The 22653-nt window shown below is 72.0% G+C and carries 26 protein-coding genes; 9 read left to right on the forward strand and 17 right to left on the reverse strand.

Going from position 1 to position 22653, the window contains the following annotated elements; all coding sequences use genetic code 11:
• Window positions 1-199: 199 nt before the first annotated feature.
• Together OHA34_RS15915 and OHA34_RS15920 are read right to left on the reverse strand one after the other, a co-directional pair.
• A complete protein-coding gene (locus OHA34_RS15915; RefSeq protein WP_285941959.1) occupies window positions 200-754 on the reverse strand; it encodes a hypothetical protein in 555 nt (184 codons plus the stop codon).
• A gap of 69 nt (window positions 755-823) precedes the next feature.
• Entirely contained in the window at window positions 824-1693 is an 870-nt protein-coding gene (locus OHA34_RS15920) for a MarR family winged helix-turn-helix transcriptional regulator (RefSeq protein ID WP_329522071.1), read from the reverse strand.
• Between the two features lie 119 nt (window positions 1694-1812).
• Between OHA34_RS15920 and OHA34_RS15925 the strand changes: the two genes are divergently transcribed.
• Genes OHA34_RS15925 through OHA34_RS15935 form a run of 3 tightly spaced genes read left to right on the forward strand, consistent with a single transcriptional unit; the run spans window position 1813 to window position 4294 of the window.
• Window positions 1813-3393: an MFS transporter gene (locus OHA34_RS15925; RefSeq protein ID WP_329522072.1), complete on the forward strand. Its 1581-nt coding sequence runs from the start codon at window positions 1813-1815 to the stop codon at window positions 3391-3393.
• Between the two features lie 11 nt (window positions 3394-3404).
• Window positions 3405-3743: an LLM class flavin-dependent oxidoreductase gene (locus OHA34_RS15930; RefSeq protein ID WP_329522073.1), complete on the forward strand. Its 339-nt coding sequence runs from the start codon at window positions 3405-3407 to the stop codon at window positions 3741-3743.
• The gene (locus OHA34_RS15935) at window positions 3677-4294 is read left to right on the forward strand and encodes an LLM class flavin-dependent oxidoreductase (RefSeq protein ID WP_329522074.1); all 618 of its coding nucleotides are present in this window, start codon (window positions 3677-3679) and stop codon (window positions 4292-4294) included. The genes OHA34_RS15930 and OHA34_RS15935 overlap by 67 nt, the downstream gene beginning before the upstream one ends.
• A gap of 42 nt (window positions 4295-4336) precedes the next feature.
• Here the strand turns inward: OHA34_RS15935 and OHA34_RS15940 are convergent, their stop codons facing one another.
• Window positions 4337-5332, reverse strand: coding sequence for an ArsR/SmtB family transcription factor (locus tag OHA34_RS15940; RefSeq protein WP_329522075.1), 996 nt, complete (start codon window positions 5330-5332; stop codon window positions 4337-4339).
• A gap of 61 nt (window positions 5333-5393) precedes the next feature.
• Between OHA34_RS15940 and OHA34_RS15945 the strand changes: the two genes are divergently transcribed.
• Both OHA34_RS15945 and OHA34_RS15950 read left to right on the forward strand, forming a co-directional pair.
• Complete coding sequence (locus OHA34_RS15945) at window positions 5394-6587, forward strand: MFS transporter (protein WP_285941964.1); 1194 nt, start codon at window positions 5394-5396, stop codon at window positions 6585-6587.
• Between the two features lie 98 nt (window positions 6588-6685).
• Window positions 6686-7261, forward strand: coding sequence for a YdeI/OmpD-associated family protein (locus OHA34_RS15950; RefSeq protein ID WP_329522076.1), 576 nt, complete (start codon window positions 6686-6688; stop codon window positions 7259-7261).
• A gap of 37 nt (window positions 7262-7298) precedes the next feature.
• On the opposite strand, the gene OHA34_RS15955 is transcribed toward OHA34_RS15950, so the two are convergent.
• Together OHA34_RS15955 and OHA34_RS15960 are read right to left on the reverse strand one after the other, a co-directional pair.
• Window positions 7299-7877 carry a hypothetical protein gene (locus OHA34_RS15955; RefSeq protein WP_329522077.1) on the reverse strand — a complete coding sequence of 193 codons (579 nt, stop codon included), beginning with the start codon at window positions 7875-7877 and terminating at the stop codon, window positions 7299-7301.
• Between the two features lie 55 nt (window positions 7878-7932).
• Window positions 7933-8769 carry an alpha/beta fold hydrolase gene (locus OHA34_RS15960; protein WP_329522078.1) on the reverse strand — a complete coding sequence of 279 codons (837 nt, stop codon included), beginning with the start codon at window positions 8767-8769 and terminating at the stop codon, window positions 7933-7935.
• An 83-nt stretch (window positions 8770-8852) separates the two neighbouring features.
• Here OHA34_RS15960 and OHA34_RS15965 point away from each other — a divergent pair, with 83 nt between their 5' ends.
• From OHA34_RS15965 to OHA34_RS15975, 3 genes are all read left to right on the forward strand, one after another.
• Window positions 8853-9635 (forward strand): TetR/AcrR family transcriptional regulator C-terminal domain-containing protein, encoded by a 783-nt coding sequence (locus OHA34_RS15965; RefSeq protein WP_329522079.1) that lies wholly within the window; start codon window positions 8853-8855, stop codon window positions 9633-9635.
• A gap of 143 nt (window positions 9636-9778) precedes the next feature.
• Entirely contained in the window at window positions 9779-10273 is a 495-nt protein-coding gene (locus OHA34_RS15970; protein WP_285941971.1) for a SigE family RNA polymerase sigma factor, read from the forward strand.
• Window positions 10270-10908 carry a hypothetical protein gene (locus tag OHA34_RS15975; protein WP_329522080.1) on the forward strand — a complete coding sequence of 213 codons (639 nt, stop codon included), beginning with the start codon at window positions 10270-10272 and terminating at the stop codon, window positions 10906-10908. Before OHA34_RS15970 ends, OHA34_RS15975 begins: the two co-directional genes overlap by 4 nt.
• 13 nt (window positions 10909-10921) lie before the next feature.
• On the opposite strand, the gene OHA34_RS15980 is transcribed toward OHA34_RS15975, so the two are convergent.
• Window positions 10922-12115, reverse strand: coding sequence for a Cmx/CmrA family chloramphenicol efflux MFS transporter (locus OHA34_RS15980; RefSeq protein ID WP_329522081.1), 1194 nt, complete (start codon window positions 12113-12115; stop codon window positions 10922-10924).
• A 14-nt stretch (window positions 12116-12129) separates the two neighbouring features.
• On the reverse strand, window positions 12130-13077 hold the full coding sequence (locus tag OHA34_RS15985) for an NAD(P)/FAD-dependent oxidoreductase (RefSeq protein ID WP_329522082.1): 948 nt from the start codon (window positions 13075-13077) through the stop codon (window positions 12130-12132).
• Between the two features lie 77 nt (window positions 13078-13154).
• Between OHA34_RS15985 and OHA34_RS15990 the strand changes: the two genes are divergently transcribed.
• Window positions 13155-13775 carry a helix-turn-helix domain-containing protein gene (locus tag OHA34_RS15990; RefSeq protein ID WP_329522083.1) on the forward strand — a complete coding sequence of 207 codons (621 nt, stop codon included), beginning with the start codon at window positions 13155-13157 and terminating at the stop codon, window positions 13773-13775.
• A 13-nt stretch (window positions 13776-13788) separates the two neighbouring features.
• Here the strand turns inward: OHA34_RS15990 and OHA34_RS15995 are convergent, their stop codons facing one another.
• From OHA34_RS15995 to OHA34_RS16040, 10 genes are all read right to left on the reverse strand, one after another.
• On the reverse strand, window positions 13789-14598 hold the full coding sequence (locus OHA34_RS15995; RefSeq protein ID WP_329522084.1) for an rRNA adenine N-6-methyltransferase family protein: 810 nt from the start codon (window positions 14596-14598) through the stop codon (window positions 13789-13791).
• Between the two features lie 279 nt (window positions 14599-14877).
• Complete coding sequence (locus tag OHA34_RS16000) at window positions 14878-15186, reverse strand: hypothetical protein (protein ID WP_329522085.1); 309 nt, start codon at window positions 15184-15186, stop codon at window positions 14878-14880.
• A gap of 28 nt (window positions 15187-15214) precedes the next feature.
• On the reverse strand, window positions 15215-15373 hold the full coding sequence (locus OHA34_RS16005) for a hypothetical protein (protein WP_285941978.1): 159 nt from the start codon (window positions 15371-15373) through the stop codon (window positions 15215-15217).
• Window positions 15374-15401: 28 nt separating this feature from the next.
• The gene (locus tag OHA34_RS16010; protein WP_329522086.1) at window positions 15402-16208 is read right to left on the reverse strand and encodes a hypothetical protein; all 807 of its coding nucleotides are present in this window, start codon (window positions 16206-16208) and stop codon (window positions 15402-15404) included.
• Between the two features lie 255 nt (window positions 16209-16463).
• Window positions 16464-17093, reverse strand: a complete 630-nt coding sequence (locus OHA34_RS16015) for a hypothetical protein (RefSeq protein WP_329522087.1) — start codon at window positions 17091-17093, stop codon at window positions 16464-16466.
• A gap of 141 nt (window positions 17094-17234) precedes the next feature.
• Window positions 17235-18020 carry a hypothetical protein gene (locus tag OHA34_RS16020; protein ID WP_329522088.1) on the reverse strand — a complete coding sequence of 262 codons (786 nt, stop codon included), beginning with the start codon at window positions 18018-18020 and terminating at the stop codon, window positions 17235-17237.
• Between the two features lie 104 nt (window positions 18021-18124).
• A complete protein-coding gene (locus OHA34_RS16025; RefSeq protein ID WP_329522089.1) occupies window positions 18125-20221 on the reverse strand; it encodes a hypothetical protein in 2097 nt (698 codons plus the stop codon).
• An 81-nt stretch (window positions 20222-20302) separates the two neighbouring features.
• A complete protein-coding gene (locus OHA34_RS16030) occupies window positions 20303-20947 on the reverse strand; it encodes a hypothetical protein (RefSeq protein WP_329522090.1) in 645 nt (214 codons plus the stop codon).
• A gap of 419 nt (window positions 20948-21366) precedes the next feature.
• The gene (locus OHA34_RS16035) at window positions 21367-21906 is read right to left on the reverse strand and encodes a hypothetical protein (protein ID WP_329522091.1); all 540 of its coding nucleotides are present in this window, start codon (window positions 21904-21906) and stop codon (window positions 21367-21369) included.
• A gap of 14 nt (window positions 21907-21920) precedes the next feature.
• Entirely contained in the window at window positions 21921-22649 is a 729-nt protein-coding gene (locus OHA34_RS16040) for a hypothetical protein (protein ID WP_329522092.1), read from the reverse strand.
• Between the last annotated feature and the right edge of the window lie 4 nt (window positions 22650-22653).

Below are 22653 nucleotides of genomic sequence, written 5' to 3' on the forward strand. Positions count from 1 at the left end.
CGAGAATGCCTGATCGTCCCGTTAAACGTAACCCAAGCCCGCGTGCAGCGCACCATTCAGCAGAAGGTTCCGCGACGAAATCCACACAGGCCGGGCGGCCCGCTCACCCGGAGACAGAATGGCACTCGCATTTGATCAGCCACTGACAATGCGGCGGCGGATCGCCGATGAATTGTTATCCCGGGGACGGAGGGGGGTCTCAGGCGGTCGCGGGGTCGTTCCCGCGGATCACGGTGTAGAGGCTTCCGGCGAGGAGGACCACGCCTGAGAGGACGCCGCTGATGAGCGGGACCCATTCGACCGCCGAGGTGGCCGCCGTGACGAGGCCCGCAGCACCGAGCACCGTGAGCACCGCGCCCGGGACCGCGATGGTGCGCTCCTTCCAGACGGCCATCAGCACGACGAAGTGGACGCCGACGATCAGGGCGATCCACGCGACGATCGCCTCCTCGGGCGCGTCCAGCCGCCGGATGGAGAAGATGCCGAGGGCGATCAGCGCGAACTCCACCAGCACCACGATCCCGTACCTCCCGCCGAACATGCCGCCGGCGGCGGGCCCCGGCGCCGGCTCGGGGGCGGAGCCGGGGCGCCGGAGCCCGCGCATGCCGAGCATGAGCACCGCGGCGAAGGCGACGACCGCGATCACCCGGAGCGGGATCCCCACTGCCTTGGCGAGCGGGTCGTGCGCGTTCGCGAGGACGAACGCCATCCCGAAGCTCGCACCGATGAGGAGTCCGATCAATCGCTGAGGCATCCGGACAAATTATCAGGACATTTCACCCTCTTCGTGCCGTCCGAAACCCGGGCGGCGAGGGGCCGGGGCTCAGCCGATGAGGGCGGTCAGCAGGGCGTTCAGCTCGGCGGTCCCGGCCCGGCCGAGCCCGCCCGCGAGATCGCGCTGGGCGCCGTCCTCGGCGGCGAGCGCCTGGGCGAGGTAGTCGTCGCCGCGCGGGCTCAGCCGGAGGACGTGCTCGCGGCGGTCGGCCGGGTTCCGGTCGCGCAGGATCAGCCCGGCCGAGTGGTAGTCGTCGATCGCCTGGACGATCGTCGGCGCGGTGACGCCCATCCCGGCGGCGAGCCGCTCCTGGGTGCAGGGCTGAGCGGACTCCAGCGTCATCAGCATCCGGACGCAGCGCGGCTCCAGGCCGAGCCCGCGCAGCGACTCCTCGCGCCGGGCGCGCAGCCGCTGGGCGGCGCGGTCGGCGAGATGGCCCGTCCAGCCCGCGAACGCCTCGGGCAGCTCGGCGGTGACGTCCGGGACGATCCGGCCGAGCAGCGCGTTCAGCCGGTCCCGCCCGCCGGCGCCGAGCGGGGCGGCGAGCGCGGTCTCGGCCGCCTCGACGGACGCGCGCATGGAGCTCAGCGCCGCGCGGCCCCCGGCGGTGACGGCCAGGGCGTAGCGGCGGCGGTCGGCGGCGTCGCGCTCCCTGCGGACCAGCTCCGCGCCCTCCAGGCCGTCGATCACCGAGATCATCACCGTCCGGTTGACCTCGAGCAGCTGCCCGAGCGCCGCCTGGGACAGCGGGCGGTCGGCCAGGACGCCGAGGATCGCCAGGTCGCGCGGGCTGCGCCCGGCGGGCAGCGCGGCCAGGTCGGCCTCGTTCAGCCGCAGGAAGGCCAGCCGCACCAGGTAGCCGGTGTGGCCGGCGAGCCTGGGCTCGATCAGCGCGCCCGCGCCGTCAGTCACCGTCACCCCCGCGACGATAGCAAACCCGGCGGACGGTTAGCCGTGAGGATACTTAGGCGAGTTGACGATTAACGAGAGTGACGGTTACCGTCGGCGCGTCAGAACGCACCTGGGAAGGGACACCGATGGCACCGAAGTGGTGGACGCTGATCGCCGTCGTGACCGGCGTCTTCATGCTGGTCCTGGACATCACGATCGTGAACGTGGCGCTGCCCGACATCGGGCGGGACTTCGACTCGCCCCTGTCGGACCTGCAATGGGTCATCGACGCCTACGCGCTCGCGCTGGCGGCCGGGCTGCTCACCGGCGGCTCGCTCGCCGACCTGTGGGGACGGCGCCGGCTGTACGCGGCGGGCCTGGCGATCTTCACCGCCGGGTCGCTGCTGTGCGGGCTGGCGACCGGGCCGCTGTTCCTGTCGCTGGCCCGCGCGGGGCAGGGCGTCGGCGGCGCGGTCGTGTGGGCCACCTCGCTCGCCCTGCTCGGCGACGCGTTCCGCGGCCGGGACCGCGGCACCGCGTTCGGCATCTACGGCGGCGTCCTCGGCCTGGCCGCCGCGGTCGGGCCGCTGCTCGGGGGGCTGCTCACCAGCGGGCTGAACTGGCGGTGGATCTTCCTGGTGAACGTCCCGGTCGGGATCGCCGTCATCGCGGTGACGCTGACCAGGCTGCGGGAGTCGCGCAATCCGGCGGCGGCCCGACCGGACTGGGCCGGCTTCGTCACCTTCAGCGCCGCCCTGTCGCTGCTGGTCTACGGGCTGATCTCCGCGGCGGACGGCTGGTCGGAGCCGAGCGTGCGCTGGAGCCTGGCCGGCGCCGCGGCCTTCCTGGTCGCGTTCCTCGTCCTGGAGATCGTGCAGGAGCACCCGATGCTCGACCTCACGCTGTTCCGCAAGCCCACGTTCACCGGCGGGCTCGTCGCCGCATTCGGGCTGAACGCCTCGATCTACTCGCTGTTCGCCTACCTGGTGCTCTACTTCCAGCAGCAGCTCGGCCACTCCGCGGCCGAGACGGGGCTGCGGTTCCTGTCCCTGACCGCCGCGATGTTCGTCGCCTCTACCCTCGCCGGGCGGCTGACCTCGGTGATCCCGGCCCGGCTGATGATCGGCGGCGGCTTCGTGCTGATCGGCGGCGGGATCGCGCTGATGGCCGGGGTGACCGCCGGCTCCGGCTTCGGCCACCTGCTGCCCGGCATGATCATCGCGGGGACGGGCGCGGGCCTGGTCACCGTGCCGCTCGCCTCCACCGCCGTCGGCGTCGTGCCCCCGGCCCAGGCGGGCGCGGCCTCGGGGATCAACGCCACCGCCCGGCAGATCGGCATCGCGACCGGGATCGCCGCGCTCGGCTCGCTGTTCACCGCCGCGCTCCGCGACACCGTCGCCGCCGACCTGCGCAGCACGCCGCTGGCGTCCCGGGCGCGGGAGATCGCGGCCGGGGTGGAGGCGTCCGGCCCCGCCCACGCGAACGCCCTGGTGGAGCGGGCCGCGCAGCACGGCTTCGTCGACGGCCTCAACCAGATCCTGCTCATCGGCTCGGGCGTCGCCTTCAGCGCCGCCGTGCTCAGCCTGATCCTGATCCGGGGCCGCGACTTCGTCCCGCCGCCCGCCGCCGAGACCACCGGCTCCCCCGAACCCGCCGGTACCACCGCGCCTACCAGTACCGCCGCGCCCGCCGGTACCGCCGATGCCGCCGAGCCCTCCCACTCCTGAAAGGCCCCGCCATGCCGCTGTTCGGATACGGCCCGAGCGCCGCCGTCACCGCCGCCCCCCAGGTTCTGCGGGACGCCGTCCAGGCCGACCACGACGGTCTCGACCTGTTCACGATCCCCGACCATCCCTACTACGGCGAGCGGCTGGACGCCTACGCCACCATGGGCGTCGTCCTCGGCCGCACCACCCGGATCACCGCGGTCAGCACCGTCACCAACCTGCCCGCCCGGCCCGCCCCGATGCTGGCACGCTCGCGTCCCTGTCGGCCCTGTCGGACGGGCGGGTGGTGCTGGGGATCGGCGCCGGCGGCTTCTGGGACGAGATCGTCCGGCTCGGCGTCCCCCGCCTGACCCCCGGCGCCGCCGTCCGCGCGATGGAGGAGGCGATCACCCTGGTCCGGGCGCTGACCGGCGGTGGCGCCCCGGTCTCCTTCGACGGCGAGTCCTGCCGGGTCACCGGGCTGGACCCCTCGCCCGTCCCGGTCCCGCGGATCTGGACGGGATCGGTCGGCCCGCGGTCCCTCGCGGTCACCGGACGGCTCGCCGACGGCTGGATCCCCGGCCGGGCCTCCGACTGGCTCAGCCCGCTCTACCGCGAGTCGCGCGCCCTCGTCGACGACGCCGCCGCGGCCGCCGGGCGCGACCCCGCCGAGATCGCCAGCGTCTACAACCTGCCCGGCCGCATCACCGCCCGCCCCCTGCCCGCGACCCGGGACCGCTCGGGCCGCTGGATCGGCGGCTCGGCCGGGCAGTGGGCCGAGGAGCTCGCCTCCGCCGTCCTGGACCACGGCGCGTCCGGTTTCGTGTTCTTCGACGCGGGCGGCTCCGACGCCCCGCTCTCGCGCTGGGCCCAGGAGATCGCCCCCGCCGTCCGCGCGGCCGTCCCCGCCCGGAATGGGTGACCTTCACCCTCATCCTGATCGGCGGTCAGGCGCGGCCGCCGGTCAGCCGTGCCGCTGGGCGGTGACCAGGACCTCGCCCGCGAGGGTCCGGTAGTAGAGGACGGAGCGTCCGGCACGGCGGCGCTGGACGAGGTTGCCGTCGCGCAGGACCTTGAGGTGGCGGCCGACCGAGCCGAGGCCCTGGCCGGTCAGCGCGACGAGCTGGGTGGTGCTCTTCGGGGCGTCGAGCAGTGTGAGGACGGCCGCGCGTCCCGGCCCGAGCAGCGTGCCCAGCGCCTCGGGGACGGGCGTCCGGCCCGCTTCGGCGAGCGGCCCCGAGCACGGGTACACCACGGCGCTCCGGTGCGCCGCGTCCCACGCCAGCCAGCTCTGGCGCGGCGTGACCGGGACGAACAGCAGCCGCGCCCCGGACAGCTCGCGCGGCGGATGGTCGTGCGCGGTGATCTGCAACCGGCCGCCGCCGAGCCAGCGCATGCCGGGGCGCATGCCGTCGAGCGCGGCGGCCCAGCCGTCCTGGCCCAGCCGCGCGGTGCGGGCGAGGACGTCGGCCTCGATGACCCCGCGGCGGCGCGTCCAGTCGGGCAGCACCGCCCGCGTCCAGACCCACTCCAGCAGGTCGGCGGCGCGTTCGGCCAGGTCAGGACGGTCGAGCACGGCGGGCAGCGGGCCACCGAGCGCCTCGGCCAGATCGGCGCGGACGGTCTCGGGCGGCGTCCGGCGAACGCGCGCCAGCTCACCCGCGAAGGCGCGGCCACCGTCGCCCGCGAAGGCGTCGGCGCCATCGCCGGCGGGCGTGGGGGTGAGGAAGGTCGCGTTCCAGCTCGACCCGAAGGCGGCCTTGATCAGCAGCCCGGTGACCGGGTCGTCCGCCAGCCGGTCGCGGTAGGCGGGCAGGTGGGCGTCGAGCCACGCGCGCTCGGCCGGGTAGGCGGCCGTTCCCCGCTCCAGCGTCTTCAGGCTCGCGGTGGCCTCGGCCAGAGGGGAGACGACGAAGCGGCTCCCCGCGAGCGTGTCCGCGTTGACCTGCCACCATCCCATTGCTTTCGCCCCCTCGCGAAACAATACCGGCGCGCGGCGGATGCCCACGAGAGTCACGGCCATGCGCACCTACCGCGAACTCTTCCGAACGCCGGAGTTCACGCCGCTCTTCCTCACCTCCGCCGGGCAGGTGGCGGGCCAGACGGTGAGCGGCCTGGCCCTCGGCACGATGATCTACAAGGCGACCGGCTCGCCGCTGCTCTCCGGGCTCGCCATGTTCGGCCAGTCCCTCCCCCAGGTGCTCGGCGCGGCCACGCTGCTGTCGGCGGCCGACCGGCTGCCGCCGCGCGCCGCGCTCGCGGGCCTGGCGCTGCTGTTCGGCGTCGGCACCGCCGTCCAGGCGGTCCCCGGCCTGCCCGTGTGGGCGGTGTTCGCCGTCCTCCTCGGGCTCGGCGTGACCGCCTCGGTCGGCGGCGGGGTGCGGTACGGGCTGCTGAACGAGATCCTCGCCCGGGACGGCTACCTGCTCGGCCGGTCGGTGCTCAACATGTCGTCCGGCATCATGCAGATCTGCGGGTTCGCGCTCGGCGGCGTGCTCCTGGCCTTCCTGTCGGCGCGCGGCACGCTGCTCGCCGGCGCGGCGCTCTACCTCGCCGCCGCCGCCGTCGCCCGCTTCGGCCTCACCCGCCGCCCGCCGCGCGTTGCCGGGCGCGCGTCGGCCGCCGACACCTGGCGGGACAACGCGCGGCTGTGGTCGTCCAAGCCGCGCCGCTACGTCTTCCTCGCCCTCTGGGTGCCGAACGGGCTGATCGTCGGCTGCGAGTCCCTGTACGTGCCCTACTCGCCGCGGCACGCGGGCCTGCTGTTCGCCTGCGGCGCGGTCGGCATGCTGGCCGGCGACACCCTGACCGGACGGTTCGTCCCGCGGTGGTGGCGGGAGCGGCTTGGCGTCCCGCTGTGCCTGCTCCTGGCCACGCCGTACCTGGTCTTCGCGCTGGACCCGGCGCTGCCCGTCGCGATCGCGGCGGTCGTGCTCGCCACGTTCGGGTACGCGTCCGGCCTGCTGCTCCAGGAGCGGCTGATGTCGCTGACGCCGGACGACATGAGCGGGCACGCGCTCGGGCTGCACTCCTCCGGCATGCTGACCATGCAGGGCGTGGGCGCCCTCCTCGCGGGCGCCGTGGCCGAGCGCACCTCGGCGTCGACGGCGATGGCCGTCATGGCGGCGGCGTCCGTCGCGGTCACGCTGGCGCTGGCGCCTGGGCTGCGTCCGCGCTCGACCGGACGGCCCGCCCAGCCGGCCGCGGCGTCGTAACGTCCGACGGGGTCCGCTCCCGGCCCGCCGGCCATCGAGGACCGGAACGGTCCTATATGACCCCTAGCGTCTGGGCCAGGCCGACGAAGGGAACGACCATGCCCATGCCCGCCGACTCCGTGGTCCTGGTGTTCGAGGACGCGTCCCAGTGGGAGTCCTGGCTCGCCGATCACCACGACCGCGCCGAGATCTGGCTGAAGCTCGCCAAGAAGAACTCGGGGCGGACGACGGTCACCCGCGCGCAGGCGCTCGACGTCGCCCTCTGCTACGGCTGGATCGACAGCCACTCCAGGTCGTGCGACGAGGCCTACTCGCTCCAGCGGTACTCGCCGCGCCGGGCGAAGAGCCCCTGGTCGAAGATCAACGTCGACAAGGCCGAGATGCTCATCGCGGCCGGGCGGATGCGGCCGTCCGGCCTGGCGGCCATCACCGCCGCCAAGGCGGACGGGCGGTGGGACGCCGCGTACGCGTCGCAGCGGAACGCGACCGTCCCGCCCGATCTGGTCGCCGCACTCGAACGCGACCCGCGCGCGAAGGACGCCTTCGACCGTCTCAGTGGAACCGACCGGTACGCCGTGCTGCTCCGCCTCATGAAGACGAGAACGCCGGAGACCCGCGCCGCCGTCCTGCGACGGGCAGTCGACGCCCTGACGCAGGACGCGGAGGACGGCTGACTTGTTCCGCGCCGCGCGAGGCTCAGAACCGCCGTCCTCAGGAAGGCTGCTCCTGGTGCGACTCGTCCAGTTCGGCCAACTCGGCCGGCACCAGTTGCGGTCGGACGAACTCGACGATCGGCGCGAACTCCTCGATCTCCTGCATCCATTCGAGCGCCCGCATCGCGCTCGGCCTGGTCTCGGAGCCGTCCAGGAGATAGGACACCAGCCATCGTGCCGCGTTCAGCTCCTGTTCCCCGAGGACGTGGACACGGTGCAGGAGATCTCTCGCCGTCTCGTCCGGAAAGGGCGAGATCCGCGCCAGCAGCGCGAGATGGAACGCGCTGTAATGAGAGCCGAACCGGAGAACGGCGTCCAGCGACTCCCCCCACACCTGCTCCGGCGTCGGGAGAGGCACGAGGCGCGGGTAGTGGTGCAGCAGCTCGAGGAGGTCCACGACGATCTCGTCATCGACCGCATCGAGGTTCTCCAGCCACTCCTGCGAGGGCGGCGGCACCTCCACCGCCCGGCCGGTCTCACCGCGTCCGCGCAGGTCTTTGAGCACCCGGCGCAGATCCGCGCTCCGGCCCGACTCCACCGTCGCCATCACCGACTCCCGTGTGGGCTCGTCGTTCATTTCCCTCCATCATCCGGCCGCCCGAAGCGACGCGTGAACGTGTCCGGCGGATGGGTCAGGGGGTCAGGTGGGAGGCGAGCCAGGGGCTCAGGACCGGCAGGACGTTCGCGGGCTGCATGGCCTGTACGTGGTCGAGACCGTCCAGGATCCGCACATCCCATCCGGAGGCTTCCAGTTCAGCGCGCCGGTTCGTGACCGCGCTCCCGATGCTCACGGTGACGCCGCCCCAGCGCTCGTCGTAGGCGATCTCGTCCGCCGAGCCGACCAGGCACAGGCGGGGGCCGCTGAGCCGGGCCTGCGCGGCCCGGTCGTCGAAGCTCTGGAGCTCCTGGTACAGCGTGACGAACTGGCGGGTCTGCGCTTCGCTCATCGACACCTCCACGGTCGACCAGTCGTGGTCGTCGGCCGGCCGCTGGGCGCTCGGGGTCGATCCCGACATCCCGTGGGCCGCCATGGTGACGCTGAGCATCTCGGCGTAGGGGCCGCCGATGGGCGGGAAGCCGCCCAAGGCGAGCGCCGACAGGCGATCGGTGCGGATCGCCAACTGGAGCCCGCTCAGCGCCAGCCATGAGTAGCCGTAGTAGGCGAACCGGTCGGCGCCGGCGGCGTCCGCGACCGCCAGCAGGTCGGCGGCGACGTTGCCCGGGGTCAGGGTGTCCGGCTTGGGCGTCTCCATGACGTGGCCTTCGTAGTCGAACGCGACCACCCGGAACGTGTCGCTGAGGCCCTCGATCAGGGACCGTCCCAGCGCGGGGTCCATTCCCCACTTGCGCAGCTCGTCGGCCCGGGGCCCCTCGGCCGGCCGCGGGTCGACCGGGAGGAGGACGGTGGGCCCGGTGCCGTGGATCTCCAGTTCGACGGAGCCCCCGTCGTGCAGTCCCGCTTCGGTCATCGCCTCTCCCTGATCCTACTCTGATTCCTTAGGGCATAAACTAATGACAGGAACGATAGCTTATGACGTAAGGAGTTCGGACCTTGAGCATCATCGCCGGCCGGGGGGACGCGGCCTCGTCCATGGCCCTGCTGTGGGCCGAACCCCAGGCCCAGCGGACCGGTCCGGGGCCCAAGCCCGGGCTGAGCCTCGACGCCATCGTGGCGGCGGCGATCGCGGTGGCCGACGCCGACACCATGACCGGGCTGTCCATGCGCACGGTGGCCGACCGCCTCGGGCGCACCTCGATGGCCCTCTACACCTACGTGCCCGGCAAGGCCGAACTCCTCGACCTGATGTACGACCGGGCGCACGCCGAACTGTCCACCGGCCACGACCCGGGCCGGGGCTGGCGGGCGGCCGTGGAGTCGTGGACCGCGGAACTCAGAGCGTTCTACCTGCGGCACCCGTGGGTGCTCCAGGTCTCCTACGCGCGTCCGGTCCTGGGCCCGCACGAGCAACAGGTCCTGGAGACGCTGGTGGGCATCCTGGACGAGACCGGGCTGCCGGCCAGAACCCTGCGGGGCATCGTGAGCTCGCTGTTCCACTTCGTCCGCGGGTCCGCGCAGACGGCCGCCGAATCCCGGCACGCGGCGACGGCGACCGGCTCGTCCGACCGGGAATGGTGGTCCAGCCGCTCGGCCGCGCTGAACGAGGTCGCGCCCGATTTCGCGGAGCGGTTCCCCTTGTCGGTGCGGCTCGCCAAAGAGGGTGCGTCCCCTCGTGAGGGCGAATCCGCTCCTTCGTGGGAGCACGAACTCGAGGAGACCTTCGCAGTCGGACTCGCCGTCCTGCTGGACGGAATCGAGGCGGCCGGCAAGCCATAGGCGCGGCACTCCCGCTCCCACCGCTCCGGGTCGTCCTCCCGGCGCAGCGGCACGTCCGGCCGGGGATCTTTTTCCGTGCCGGTGTCACCCGTGGGCGGTCTCCAGGGCGTAGTCCCTGTGAACATGCCGACCGAGGAGGCCGAGTGACGGATCGATCCGGCTTCACCGACTACGTCGAGGAGCATTCCGACCGTCTGCTGCGCACCGCCTACCTGCTCACCCGCGACTGGGGGCGCGCCGAGGACCTGCTTCAGACCGCGCTCGCCAAGGCGTGGATCGTCTGGGGGCGGGTGTCGGACGACCCCGCGCCGTACGTCTACCGGATCATGACCAACACCCATGCCTCCTGGTGGCGGCGGCGCTGGCGCGGCGAGGTGCCGACGGCGGCGCTCCCCGAGCACGCGGGCCCCGATCCGGCGGCGGCCTTCGACGACCGGGACTCGATGTGGACGGCGCTGGCCGCGCTCTCGCCCCGGCAGCGCGCGGTCATCGTCCTGCACTACTTCGAGGCGCTGCCGCTCACCCGCGTCGCGGAGATCCTCGGCTGCTCGCACTCGAGCGTGAAGACCCAGCAGCGCCGGGCGCTGGCCCGGCTGCGGATCGACCCCGCCCTCAGGGCGCTCAAGGAAGTGGGATGACCATGGCGCACGGGCCGGACGAACTCACGATCATGCTCCGGGAGCGCACCGCGTCGCCGCCCGCCAACCCCCGCCGGGGCGAGCAGGCGGCGGCGCGCGGACGGCGCGCGCTGCGGCGGCGCCGGGCCTGCGGTGCCGCGCTGAGCGCCGGCGCCGTGGCCGCCGTCGTCGCGCTGCCGGGCCTCACCGGCGACGGCGGGGCGCCGGCGGACGTCACGCCGATGTCGGTACGGCTGCCGCCCGCGGTGCCGCTCCCCGGGACGGCCGGCGACCTCCGCCTGCCGCTCGCCGCGTCCGCGCGGTACACGCACATGGGCGAACCGGTCCGCCTGACGTTCACCGCGTTGAGCGTGGACACCGTCTACAACGTGCGGTGCTCCGTCCCGGACTCGTGGCTCGTGGTCGAGTCCGAGTCCCCCGGCCGCGAGACGAGCATCGGCCGCTGCGGTCCGCAGGACCACCTGGCCCAGTACGACCGCCAGTCGGCCGGGCCCGCGTGGGCCGGACGGGCGCACACCTGGCGGTTGCGGGTGCTGCCTCCCGGCACCCGGGTCGACACCGCGACCTTCACCTTCGGGGAAGTGACCGTCCAGCCCGGAGCCTGGGCCGTCGGGATCTACGACCGGCGCCGGTGAGGCCCCGGGTTGTTCACACTGGCACTTCTGTCCGGCTGAGTGGACGCTCGGCGGTGGTCTCGCGACGGTGCAGGCGGGCATCGGTCACGGCCGCGGCGAGCGAGGCGAGGGCGAAGAGAGCGCCCACCCAGCCCACCGACGCGAGCCCGAGACCGGCACCGATCGCCAGGCCGCCCGCCAGCGGCGCCAGCGTGATGCCGAGCTGGAGCACCGAGATGTTGGTCGCCCCGGCCAGCGTCGGGGCGCCGGTCGCGATCGTGAACACCCGGGCCAGCACCACGGGGTTGGTGAGGAACCCCGACACCCCGAGCAGGAACACCAAGGGGACCGCCGCCGTCGCGTGGCCCGCCAGCAGGGCCAGCGCGACGGAGGTGCCGATCACTCCGGCGATGCCCGCGTACAGGGTCGGGAACGGGTACCGGTCGGTCGTCCGCCCGCCGATGGCGAGACCGGCGAACGCGCCCACGCCGAACAGGGCCAGGACGGCGGGCATCCAGGCGACCGGGATTCCGCTGGTGTCGGTGAGCAGCGAGCCGAGGTACCCGTACGTCACCATGTACGCCGCGGTGGTCAGCATGGTGGTCCCGTAGGCGACCCAGAGCCGGGGACGGGCCACGAGGCGCAGCTCTTCCCGCAGGTCGTCGGAGGATCCCCGGACGGGCTCGGTGGCGGGCAGCGTCAGCCGCGCCGCGATCGCGGTCGCGGCGGTCAGCGCGACCACGGCCCAGTATCCGGCCTGCCATCCGGCCCATTCGCCGATCACGGTGCCGGCCGGTCCGCCCACGACCATGGCCAGGCTGAGCCCGGTGACCACCACCCCGAGCGCGCGGGCGGTGCGGTCGGGCGGGACCAGGCTGATCGCGGTCGCCGCCGCGACCGCCCAGAATCCGGCGTAGGCCACCCCGGCGACCGCCCGGGAGATCAGCACCGCCCAGTATCCGGGCACGACCAGTCCGGAGGCGATCGCGGCGGCGAACGCCGCCTGGCAGATCAGCAGCGTCGTGCGCGGCGGCCAGCGCCGGGTCAGTGCGGCCAGCGGCGGGGCGCCCACCAGCACGCCGACCGCGAACGCGGAGATCAGCGTGCCCGCGGTCGGCAGCGACACATCGAGGTCGGCGGCGATGTCCGGCAGCACCCCCGCCATCAGGAACTCCGAGGCGCCCATCGCGAACAGGCTCAGCGCGAGCACGTAGACCGCGACGGGCATGCGCCCTCCCTCGCTCACTCGGTCTCCGTCCGGTGCAGGTGGGCGGTGAGCGTCTGCTCCAGGACGGCCCGTTCGACGTCCTCGTCCAGCAGGTCGTGGTTGAGGGCGATCGCGGCGACCGAGCCCGCCCCGGCGGCGGTGATCACCTGCGCGCGGGGATCGGCGACGTTGCCCGCGGCCCAGACGCCGGGCGCGCTCGTCCGGCCGGACGGGTCGGTGGCCACCCGGCCGCTCTCGTCCCGCTCGCAGCCCAGGCCGTCGAGCAGCGCGTCGTGCGGCACCATGCGGGGGAAGAGGAACACCGCGTCGCGGGGCCACACGCGGCCGTCCGCCAGCTCGACCGCGCGCAGCCGGTCGTCGTGCACCACGAGCTGCTTGACCGGGCCGTCCACGATGCGCACGCCGCGCGCGGTCAACCGCTCGTGCTCGCCCGCGGTCAGGTCCAGGGTGTGCCGGAAGAGCACGACGTCGTCCGACCACCCTCGCAGCAGCAGCGCTTGATGCACCGCGCCCGGGTGCGTGCCGAGCACGCCGAGCGGCTGATCGCGGACCTCGTACCCATGGCAGTACGGGCAGTGCAGCAGATCGCGGCCCCACCGCTTGCGGACGCCGGGGATGTCGGGCAGCTCGTCGCGCAGCCCGGTGGCCACCAGCACCCGGCGGGCCCGCAGCACCGGGCCGCCGGCGAGGCGCACGGTGAAACCGGGCTCGATGTGGTCGACCCGGCCCTCGATCAGCCGCACGCCGTACCCGGCCACCTCGGCGCGCCCCATCTCCAGCAGGGCCGCCGGGGACGTCCCGTCCCGCGAGAGGAAACCCTGCATGTGCTCCGCCGGGGCGTTGCGCGGGGCCCCGGCGTCCACCACCGTGACCCGGCGGCGCGCCCTTCCGAGCACCAGCGCGGCGCTCAGCCCGGCCGCGCCCGCACCGACCACCACCACGTCGTTCATCGATTCGCTCATGACCGTAGCGTGCGTTCTCCGGCGCGATACCGACAAGCTTTGTTGCCATTTCCGGGACGAGCCTGTGCAATGAGGACATGGAACACGCACCCGCCATCGCCCGCGCCCTCACCGAGGTCGGCCCGCGCCTCAAGCGCCTGCGCACCCAGCGGGGCGTCACCCTGGCCGCGCTCGCCGAGGCCACGGGGATCTCCAAGAGCACCCTGTCCCGGCTGGAATCGGGTCAGCGCCGGCCCAGCCTGGAACTGCTGCTCCCCCTCGCCGCGGCCCACCAGGTGCCGCTGGACGAGCTGGTCGGCGCCCCGACGGTGGGCGACCCGCGCGTCCACCTCACCCCCCGGGTCCGCAACGGCCGGACGGTGATCCCGCTGACCGGCCGGCCCGGCGCGCTGCAAGCCTGGAAGACGGTCATCCCGGCCGCCCAGAACGTCCCTGACCTGTGCACCCACGAGGGCTACGAATGGCTGTACGTCCTGTCCGGACGCATGCGGCTCATCGTGGCCGAGCACGACCTGATCATGGAGCCGGGCGAGGCCGCCGAGTTCGACACCCGCCTGCCCCACTGGTTCGGCGCCGCCGGCGGGCATCCCGTCGAGATCCTGAGCCTGTTCGGCCGCCAGGGCGAGCGCATGCACGTCCGCGCCGCTCCCCGCACCCGCCGCCCCCACCTCGCCCCCGGCTCGGCGGACGACGGCTGAACCGAACGCGCGTTCAGCCGATCGGGTTCCCGGGCGAGTCGAGCCAGACGCGCTGCCCCCCGGGCGTCACGGTGACCCCGTACCGGCGGGCCTCCGGCCGCCCGGACGCCGCCCACCTCTCGTCCGTGGCCCTGATGGTCCTCTGCTTGAGACGCTGACTGCGCAGGGGCATGAACCAGCCGGGACCACCGAACCGTCCCTCCGCCGTGCCGTCCGGGCCCACCTCCAGCCTGGCCAGCGGCTCGTCCGGATGGAACGTCGCCACCCACGGGACGAGGATCACCCCGCCGGGACGGGCCTGCTCGACCCACGCGTACGGAACCTCACGGACGGCGGCCGTCACGATGATCCGGTCGTAGGGAGCGTGGTCCGGATGGCCGAGCATCCCGTCGCCCGTCACCACCGTGACCGGGTACCCGGCCCGATCCAGCGCCCGCCGGGCATGGCCGGCCAGCGAGGGATCGACCTCCACCGTCGTGACGTTCTCCGCCCCCGCGAGTTCCGCGAGCAGCGCCGCGTTGTAGCCGCTCCCCGTGCCGATCTCCAGGACCCGCATCCCGGCGTGGAGGTCGAGCGCGTCGAGCATGTCGGCCATCACGTGCGGGGCACTGCTGGAACTGGTGGGCCAGACGCCCTTCCCGACCGCCCCGTCGTCCACCTGTATGACGACCGAGCGATCGGCCCTGACCTGCTCCGTCCAGCCGTCCGGCTCGTCCTCGCGATGGAGCGGCCTCATCCAGCCGCTCCCCTCCACGGGGACCCAGATCGTGTCGGGGACGAACGACTCCCGGGGCACCAACCCGAGGACGTCCCGCGCCGACATCACACCTTCCCCGAGCCCTTGCACATCGTGCACGGAACCTCTCGCCGGTTACCGTCGTCGCTCTTCAACTCTTTCCCCGAGCCGTTGCACCCGCTGCACGTTTGCTGCTCACTGTGCTTCCCCATATCGACTCCCCTCAGCCCTCACAGTGTCGCCACCCTGGCATGGCCGCTCACCGTCAGGCAGGCGAAGAGGCACACCTGAGGGGTGAGAAGGTGATGGCGTCAGGACGCGGCCGGCAGGTCGGGAACGGGCGGGCGGAGAGGACATTTGTCCGGATCAGCGCGCGGCGGCGCCGGGGCTCCGGGTGAGGAGGATCCGGCCGGTCTGGACGACGTCGACCGCCCATTCCGTCCCGCCGTCCCGGACGGCACGGGGCAGCAGGCGTCCTCGGGGGACGTGGCCGGCGGGGAGCTTCTCGACGACGCCGACCACCACGGCGGGCTCGTCCGTCCGCTCACCGCCCCGGGTCCGGAACCCGATGCCGACGCCGGTCACGTTGGGGTCGGTGCCGAGGTACCGGTCGATCAGCCGGTCGCGGACGCGTTCGAGCGCCGCCGCGGTCTCCGGGTCGATGCTCGGGCTCATGCCCGACCCCTACCCGGAGCGCGAAGCCTTACGGGGTGATGGCGAGCTGGACGGGGACGAACAGGGAGCCGCAACCCGAGGCCGTGGTGCCGAACGTCGCGCCGGTGATGGTGGGGCGGAGGACGTCGCGATGCCGTTCAGGACCGACGATCGGGGGCCGGGGGCCGTGCCCGGGGGGTGGAGTCACGCGGGCACGGCCCGGCTCTCGCCGCCGGTCAGAGCTTGTCGTACGCCTGCGTCGACATGTACTCGTTGAACACCATGGTGTTCTTGCCGCCCGCGGACGGCATCCCGCCCACCTGGTTGACCAGCCAGTCGGCGACACCGCCGCCGAACAGGCAGCCCTTGGCGCCGGGCACCGAGAACGCGTTGTCGACGTGCTTGGCCGACCGCACGGTGGGCGGCGGGGTGGTCCGCACGACCGTGGCCTTCTCGCCGGTGATCGGGGTGTTGGGCGCCGGCGGCGCCGTCGTCCCGGTGGTCAGGTCCAGCAGGATCGGGTTGCTGTCGCTGCCGATCAGGCAGTTCGAGCCGAGGATCGGGTTGACCAGCCGCACCTTCAGCCCCATCTTGATCTTGAAATCGGCGCTGGTCGGCTGGTCGAACACGCCCGCGAACTCCGGCTGCGCGTACACCGCGGACAGCAGCGGGTCGCCGAACAGTCCCGGCTGCACGAGCATCTTCTCCGCGTGCATCTTCCCGAAGACCGACGTGAACTGGAACGTCTCAGGGTTGTAGGCGTTCGCGAACGTCATCTTGATCGGCTTCTCGATCGCCTGGTCGAACTTGCCCAGGTGGAACGTGCCGCTGGTGACCACGACCGAGACGCAGGTGGACGCGTGCGGGTCGGAGCCCGCGGGCAGCGTCGGGCAGTCGGAGAAGTCGAACGTCGCCGGGATCGGGTCGGGGTTCACGGCGGGCGCGGCCTGCGCCGCGGACCCCGCCATCGCCAGTGCCGCCGCGGCCCCGGCCAGGGGCAGCGCGAAGCGGGTTGCACGTCTGGACGGTCGGGTGAATTTCACAGGTCGGTCCTTTCGATCTACCGGGTGGGTGGAGTGGCATAAACTGGTGGATCTGGATTCCTACCGGGAGGGTATGGCCACTATCACGGCAATTCAATATGCGATCGAACCGACTCGCCATAAACTTTCAGATCTTGTTAGCCACTGCCAGTCCGACCGCCTTTACCGGTCCCGGCGTTATCAGCGGCAACGAAAGCACGAGATACCGTCGAGCAGTTGTCACAGGATGATGAATGATGTCCGCGATAAAGGGGGTCACGGGCTGGTGATGGTCTGCTCCGGAGTGGCGTGCAGCTCCGCGGAAAGCACCACGGCGTCCCCGCCCGCGACAAAGCCCGCGGCGCACGCGAAGTTCACGAACGTGACGCCCATGTCGCCGCCGCCCAGGCCGAGGACGCTGCCCGCGTTGGTGAACGTGGCGTCCGCCGTCCCGAGGTCGCCGGAGCCGGCCACGTCGAACTGGCACCGGTCGGTCCGCACGATGTTGACCTGGAAGCCGAAGAGGCCGCCGGACGTCCGGCCGGCGGCGGCGTCGTACCCCGTCGCGCCCATCTCCATCAGGGCGCTCTCCGAGGTGACGGTGTAGGCGAGGCCGTCCGACCCGGTGCAGCCGCCGAAGGAGACCGTGTCGACCGCGAGGATCTGCTCGCCGGTGTTGCCCGCGCCGCTCTTGGCGGTACCGGTCAGCCGGGTGTCCGCGCAGGTGATCGTCCACCCGCGGGCGGCGTTCTCGATCCGCGCCGGCCCGGCGGCCGTCAGTGCCCCGCCCGGGGTGACCGTCCAGGTGGCGGCGGGCTGCGCGGCTGCCGCGGTCACCGGGACCGCGGCCAACGCGATGGCGGTGGCGAGCGCGCAGCGGCGCGCACGGAATGGGGAGCGTTTCACGTGCCGACCTTTCGACCTGCGGGTACCGTCCGGTTCCGGCGCCACCGCGGACCCGGGCCCGGCGCACGCCTGCGGAACCGCGGCCGGCGTGGAGACCGCGTCCGGCCGGGGTGGCAGCGGCCGGACGCGGTCGACTGTGGCCTACGGCAGCTTGGAGTAGGAGATCGCGGCGCCGTACTCGTGGAAGATCACTGTGTTCCGTCCGGCCGCGGACGGCAGGCCCACGGCGGCGTTCACCGCGGCGTCGGCGGACTGCCCGCCGGTCCCGCAGCCGGTGGCCCCCGGAAGGGCGAAGGCATTGTCGACCTGCGTCCCCTTCCGGAGCGCCGCGTTCGGGATCGATCCGATGATGGTGAACGGCTCGCCGCTGATCGGCTGGTTCGGGGGCGGCGGAGCGGTCGTCCCGGTGGTGAGGTTCAGCAGGATCGGAGCGGCGTCGGAGCCGATGGTGCACTGGTCCCCGAGCCCCGCGCCGCTCAGCTTGACCTTCAGCCCGATGGTGGTGTCGAAGCCGCGCAGGACGAGGCCGCCGGCGTACTGGAGCGACACACTGGCCGTCCCGATGCCGGGCCCGAGGTCCACGGTGAAGTCCTCACTCCGCACCGCCCCGAAAAGGTCCTGGAACCCCTCACCGAGGAAGGACGCGCTGCCCGCCGTGACCGTGATCGGCCTGGTGATCGCGTGCTCCGCACCGCCCAGCGTGAAACTGCCACTCGTCGCCGTGGTCTGCAGGCAGATCGATCCCGGGACGTTCGCACCGGGCGGAAGCTCCGGGCAGTCGGACCAGTCGAAATCCGGCACCGGGTCGTCGGCACGTGCGGCCTGGGCCGCCGGGGCGGCGGAGAGGGCCGCGGCCCCCACCGCCGTCCCGAGGGCGACGGCGGCGGCGAACGAGCGCCGGCACGTGCGGAAACGAGAGCTGATCATGTGCTCACCTTTCGACTGGTGAAGCCGCTGATTCAGGACTGACCGTTGTTCTGGATTCCTTCGTCGGCCGCTACACGACCGCTCCGGTGGTGCCGGACCGAACGTCAGGGCTTGGTGAACTTCTGCGCAGGACTGAAGACGAAGTTCGTGGTCGGGATCTCCGCCGTCCCGTAGCTGGTGAACCCGGGCACGTCGGTGCACGTCGAGGCAGGGGTCACATACGTACTGGCGGCGGGGCTCCCGACGGCGAGGGTGTGACTGGCGTTGTCGTACCCTCCGCGCAGGCCGGTCGCCATCTCGGTCACGCCATCACCGTAGTAATAGGACCCGATTCGTATCGAGCAGCGCCCGCTCGGGGCGTTCACCGCCGCATTGATAAGAACGCCGTTGACCTCCATCTGGATGCCCCCGTCCGCGGCCATCGGCAGGCCGTTCATATACAGCGGGGATGCGGTCATTTCGACCGGAATACTTCCCGCAGCCGAGACGGCCTTGCAGTTCGAGAACCGCGGCGTCATCTTGCTCAGCATGAAGCGTTCCTTCCACCGCCGCGCGTCCAGATGGAACTTCAGGGCCGCCGAGTCGCACCGCAGCTCGTTTCCCTCCTCGCCGCTCTTGACCACGAACGGCTTGGCGGTGGCGGTGACATCCCCACCGGGCGAGACCGACCACGTCTCCGGCTCACGGCTGACCGTGTCGCAGTCCAGGCTGTTCGTGTTGCACCACTTTCCCGACTCGACCTTGACATAGTTCCCCGGGCCGGAAATGCTCGCATTGAGCAGTGGACTCAGATCCTCGTCGACGCCACAGTTCGCAAACTTCGGAATGGTCAGCTTCCCGGAGAGGGTCTGTCCGTTATCGGGTCTGATCGCGCCGGTGTTCGCATTCCCCATGAACGAGTACAGCGAGAGGAGCGTACGCTCGCTACTGCATTTTTCACCGAGCTTCAGTGAGACCCCGTTGACGGAGACGTTGCCGACCTTCATGGCGACATAGGTCCTGATCCACGCCTCAACGTCTGGAGCCAGCGGAGGCGTGACGGTGTTCGGGAAGAAATCCAGCCTGAAGTTTCCGGTGCGCCGTTTGATGGTCTCCCCCGGGCCACTCGCCGGCGCACGCACCTGCTCCGTCACCGCCGTGGCGGTCGTCGGCATGAAACCGAAGCCCAGCACGGTCGCGGTGGAGGCGGCGGGCTTCGCCTCCACATACCCCCACTGTTGGAAATAGTTGAGCGGAATCGAGCTGTAGCCACCCGTGGACCGCCTCAGCAGCGTCTCCGCCGCGACCGGTACCGCGTTTCCGGCCTTTTTGATGTTAGCGAAGCCGGCATTGCGAATACACAAGGGAAGCCCCGCCGACTTGGGGAGTGCGGGGATCTGCCCCGGCTCTCCGGGAAGGGGCGGATCCTGATAGATCTTGTACAGCTCAGGGTCTTTATTGATGTCGTATTCAGGGTCTTCGTCCGAGGACGGGATCTTCGTGCAGCGGGTATCGGGCGCCGCCGCCCTCGGCTGACCGCCCGCAGTCCCGGCCGGCGCGGTACCCGTGCCGGGCGTGATCGCGCGCGGTGGCCGCCGCACTGCGACCGTCCCCAAGGTCGCCGTCTTCTCCGGGGCGCACCGCAGCGGTCGCCTGGCGGCCCCCTGCCCCTCGGCGACGTCGGCCAGGTTGAGAACCAGTCCGCCGCTCACCCACTTCAGCCGGCCCTCCGTCTGGGGAACCAAGGGTGGAGCGATCCCGGTGCCGACGAGTCTCGTCACACCCGCACCATCGGACCGCGCAGACTGCGCTGCCAGCGCGAAGGTCGGCCAACCGGCCCGCAGGGTACGGCCGCCCTGCTCGACCCGAACGTCGAGCTGTGCGCTTCCACCGATCTCACCGACCGCGGCGTCCTGGTCGATCGGCGTACTGGACGAGCCCCTGGACGGCGATCCCAGCACAGCGGACAGCAGACTCGCGGGCACATCCAGGCTGAGCGAGACCGTGCCGACCTGAAGCGGCTCGCCGACGGTCCCGGCGGCCGGTGCGATCGCCCCGACGTGCAGCGTCACGTCCTGCGTGCCCGACGACGTGGTGCAGGAGAACCGCATCTCGGCCCCGATGTCCGCTGCCGCCGGGCGAGTACCCGCGACCAGGCAGGCGGTGACGGCGAAGGCCGCGGCACCGGCGACGGACGTGACGATCCGGGGCTTCCAGAGCATTGCGATTCCTCACGAGGGGAAGGGCCGCGCCCGGCCAGAGGACGGGCGCGGCCCGAAGGTCAGGGCGTGGAGCCCTTGGAGCTACGGGTGGGTGATGGTGAGCGCGGGGTTGACCTTGTAGGCGCCGGTGAGCGTGATCTTGTCGCCGACGTTGATCAGTGCCGGGTCGCAGTCGGCGTCCGCGGTCTTGACTTCGAGGTTTCCACCGCTGACGGCGAGCGTGGCGGTGCTGTTGGTGTACGTGCCGCTGATCGTGCCGGCGGAGGTGCCCGGTCCGGCCACGGTCGCATCGCACTCGTCGCTGCCGTGGATGGTGGACTTCACACCGGTCAGGGTCCCGGTCGTGACGCCGCCGGCGTAGGTGGCGGCGTTGAAGCTCCAGGGGAGTCCGGTCGCGGTCACCTTGACGACGATCCCCACCGGGCCGGTGCACCAGCTGCTGGGGTTGCCCGGGGTCGAGAACGCCACACTGCTCAGCTGGGCGATGCCCGCGCCGGGCAGCCCCGAGCCGCTCGCCGCGGTGCCCGATGCCGTGGAGACGGTGCAGACGATGTTGGCACCGGTGGTGGTGTCGGTGGCGACCAGCGGACGGGTCTGGTTGCCGGTGATGGCGCCGCCGGGGGTGACGGTCCAGGGGTCGACCGCGTGGGCCGGCAAGGCGGTGAGGCCGAGCCCGGCGGTGATCACGGCGGTGGCGGTCAGGGTGTTCCGGGTGATCTTTCGCATGTCAGTTCTGCTTCCCTTCAGGGGGTGGCATGTCTTATCGCAGGGACAGCTGACTGCGCGCAGGCGCCAGAATGGCAGGGGCGACTCCTAGGGCCAACGAGGAACCAACGGGACTCACCGTGGAACAGACGGACTCCGTCCGCCGGTACCACGTCGGAACCACCCTGTCCCGCCGTACTGCTTTTCTGAAGATAAGTGGCCACCGACCACCAATCAAGACTAACCGGACAACTGCCGCGAGAAATTCTCTGGATTATCTACCACTGCCAATGGCACCCTCTTCCGAGTGAGTCTCGCTTAGCAGCGGCTGCTAGTCGTCAAGCCCTTTCACGACAGTACCGAGCAGGCACGGAAAGTTACCTTCAAGTGGCATCGCCGTTCCGTCGCCGACACCCATTATCAAATGATCGTAATTGGCATCAGGCTCCGAGGGTGTCGATGTCGTCGATCTTCCATTTCCCGTTGACGTACAGGGCGCCCACGGCGAAGACGGCCGCCGAGTAACTCGTCTGGCCCTTGTCGGTGCGGGTGTTGCGCTGGTCGGCGAAGATGAGGAGGCGGGCCCGGTCGGAGGTGAGGCTCTTGACCGCCGAGTCGGTGACGGCGGTGGTCAGGATCTGCTTCTGCGCCGGGGCCTGCTTCTGGACGAGCGCAAAAAGCTGGTTGTACTGCTGGACGGCCTTTCCGGTCAGCAGTTCCTGCGCCGCCTTCTCGGTCTTTCCGACGTCGGCGTAGTTGTACGAGAACGCCGTGTTGACCGCGGTGGTGATCTGGCCCTTGACCTCGCTGGTGCGGCCGTTGTCGCTGAGTGCGTCGTTCTGCGCGGACGCGGCGCCGGTGAGGGCGTCGGCCTGCTGCGCCGACCAGGCGGCGGTGCCGCCCAGGGCGACGGTGAGGACGCCGAGGAGCACGACGGCGCGGAGGCGGGCGCCGCCCGGCAGTTTGATCGTGAACGCCATGGAGTTCCTCCCGGTCAGGAGCCTGAGGTGCCGGTGGGCGCCAGGCCGAGGGCGGACAGTTTCCAGCCGGTCGGGGTCTTGGTGAGCTGGCCGAGCAGCCGGCTGGTGCGGGCGGCGGGCTTGCCGTCCGGCCCGGTGACGGTGACCCGGATGGCGGCGGCCACCGCGGCCTTCCCGGCGCGGGTGTCCAGCTCGGTCAGGCCGGATTCGAGGATCTTGGCGCTGGACGTCGTCTTCGCCTTCGCGACGTCCTTCTCGAGCTGCGCGCGGCCCTGCACGATGCTGTCGTAGAGCTGCGCCGTCGCCGAGTCCTGCCAGACCTTCAGCCCGCCCGCGACGTTCCGGTGGTCGAGGGTGTTCAGGTTGACGATCGCCTGGTCCGCGGCGGCGAGGACGCGGTCGCGCTCGGACGCGTAGGCGATCGAGTCGTCCCCGGACGCCGCGTAGTACGACCAGCCGAACCACGCCGCCACGACGGCCGCCGCGACAGCGACCGCGAGAGCGACCCTGACCAGGGGGTCTCTGGTGAGGCGCCGCGCTTCGGGGGCCGCCTCCCGCGACACCTCCGCCGGCTCCGCCTCCTCAGCGGGCTCCGCCGGGGACTCGGCCGCGGGCTCCGCCTTTTCAGCGGGCTCCGCCTTCCCGGCGGGCTCCGCCTTCCCGGCGGGCTCCGCCGAGGACTCGGCCTCCTCCGTCGCCGGCTCCGTCGCCGCCGCCTGGTCTGCGGTCTTCGTGTCGGTCACCTGG

Source organism: Spirillospora sp. NBC_01491 (genome assembly GCF_036227065.1).
Lineage (GTDB): Bacteria > Actinomycetota > Actinomycetes > Streptosporangiales > Streptosporangiaceae > Spirillospora > Spirillospora xylanilytica.

What these genes read in the sequence shown, in the direction of transcription:
- OHA34_RS15960 (WP_329522078.1), bottom strand. Translation starts at nt 8,769, where the DNA reads ATGACCGAAGCGGGACTGCACGACGGGGGCTCCGTCGAACTGGAGATC.
- OHA34_RS15930 (WP_329522073.1), top strand. Translation starts at nt 3,405, where the DNA reads ATGCCGCTGTTCGGATACGGCCCGAGCGCCGCCGTCACCGCCGCCCCC.
- OHA34_RS15940 (WP_329522075.1), bottom strand. Translation starts at nt 5,332, where the DNA reads ATGGGATGGTGGCAGGTCAACGCGGACACGCTCGCGGGGAGCCGCTTC.
- OHA34_RS15995 (WP_329522084.1), bottom strand. Translation starts at nt 14,598, where the DNA reads ATGTCGGCGCGGGACGTCCTCGGGTTGGTGCCCCGGGAGTCGTTCGTC.
- OHA34_RS15955 (WP_329522077.1), bottom strand. Translation starts at nt 7,877, where the DNA reads ATGAACGACGAGCCCACACGGGAGTCGGTGATGGCGACGGTGGAGTCG.
- OHA34_RS15985 (WP_329522082.1), bottom strand. Translation starts at nt 13,077, where the DNA reads ATGAGCGAATCGATGAACGACGTGGTGGTGGTCGGTGCGGGCGCGGCC.
- OHA34_RS15990 (WP_329522083.1), top strand. Translation starts at nt 13,155, where the DNA reads ATGGAACACGCACCCGCCATCGCCCGCGCCCTCACCGAGGTCGGCCCG.
- OHA34_RS16030 (WP_329522090.1), bottom strand. Translation starts at nt 20,947, where the DNA reads ATGCGAAAGATCACCCGGAACACCCTGACCGCCACCGCCGTGATCACC.
- OHA34_RS15975 (WP_329522080.1), top strand. Translation starts at nt 10,270, where the DNA reads ATGACCATGGCGCACGGGCCGGACGAACTCACGATCATGCTCCGGGAG.
- OHA34_RS16000 (WP_329522085.1), bottom strand. Translation starts at nt 15,186, where the DNA reads ATGAGCCCGAGCATCGACCCGGAGACCGCGGCGGCGCTCGAACGCGTC.
- OHA34_RS15950 (WP_329522076.1), top strand. Translation starts at nt 6,686, where the DNA reads ATGCCCATGCCCGCCGACTCCGTGGTCCTGGTGTTCGAGGACGCGTCC.
- OHA34_RS15945 (WP_285941964.1), top strand. Translation starts at nt 5,394, where the DNA reads ATGCGCACCTACCGCGAACTCTTCCGAACGCCGGAGTTCACGCCGCTC.
- OHA34_RS15980 (WP_329522081.1), bottom strand. Translation starts at nt 12,115, where the DNA reads ATGCCCGTCGCGGTCTACGTGCTCGCGCTGAGCCTGTTCGCGATGGGC.
- OHA34_RS16020 (WP_329522088.1), bottom strand. Translation starts at nt 18,020, where the DNA reads ATGATCAGCTCTCGTTTCCGCACGTGCCGGCGCTCGTTCGCCGCCGCC.
- OHA34_RS15925 (WP_329522072.1), top strand. Translation starts at nt 1,813, where the DNA reads ATGGCACCGAAGTGGTGGACGCTGATCGCCGTCGTGACCGGCGTCTTC.
- OHA34_RS16025 (WP_329522089.1), bottom strand. Translation starts at nt 20,221, where the DNA reads ATGCTCTGGAAGCCCCGGATCGTCACGTCCGTCGCCGGTGCCGCGGCC.
- OHA34_RS15915 (WP_285941959.1), bottom strand. Translation starts at nt 754, where the DNA reads ATGCCTCAGCGATTGATCGGACTCCTCATCGGTGCGAGCTTCGGGATG.
- OHA34_RS16035 (WP_329522091.1), bottom strand. Translation starts at nt 21,906, where the DNA reads ATGGCGTTCACGATCAAACTGCCGGGCGGCGCCCGCCTCCGCGCCGTC.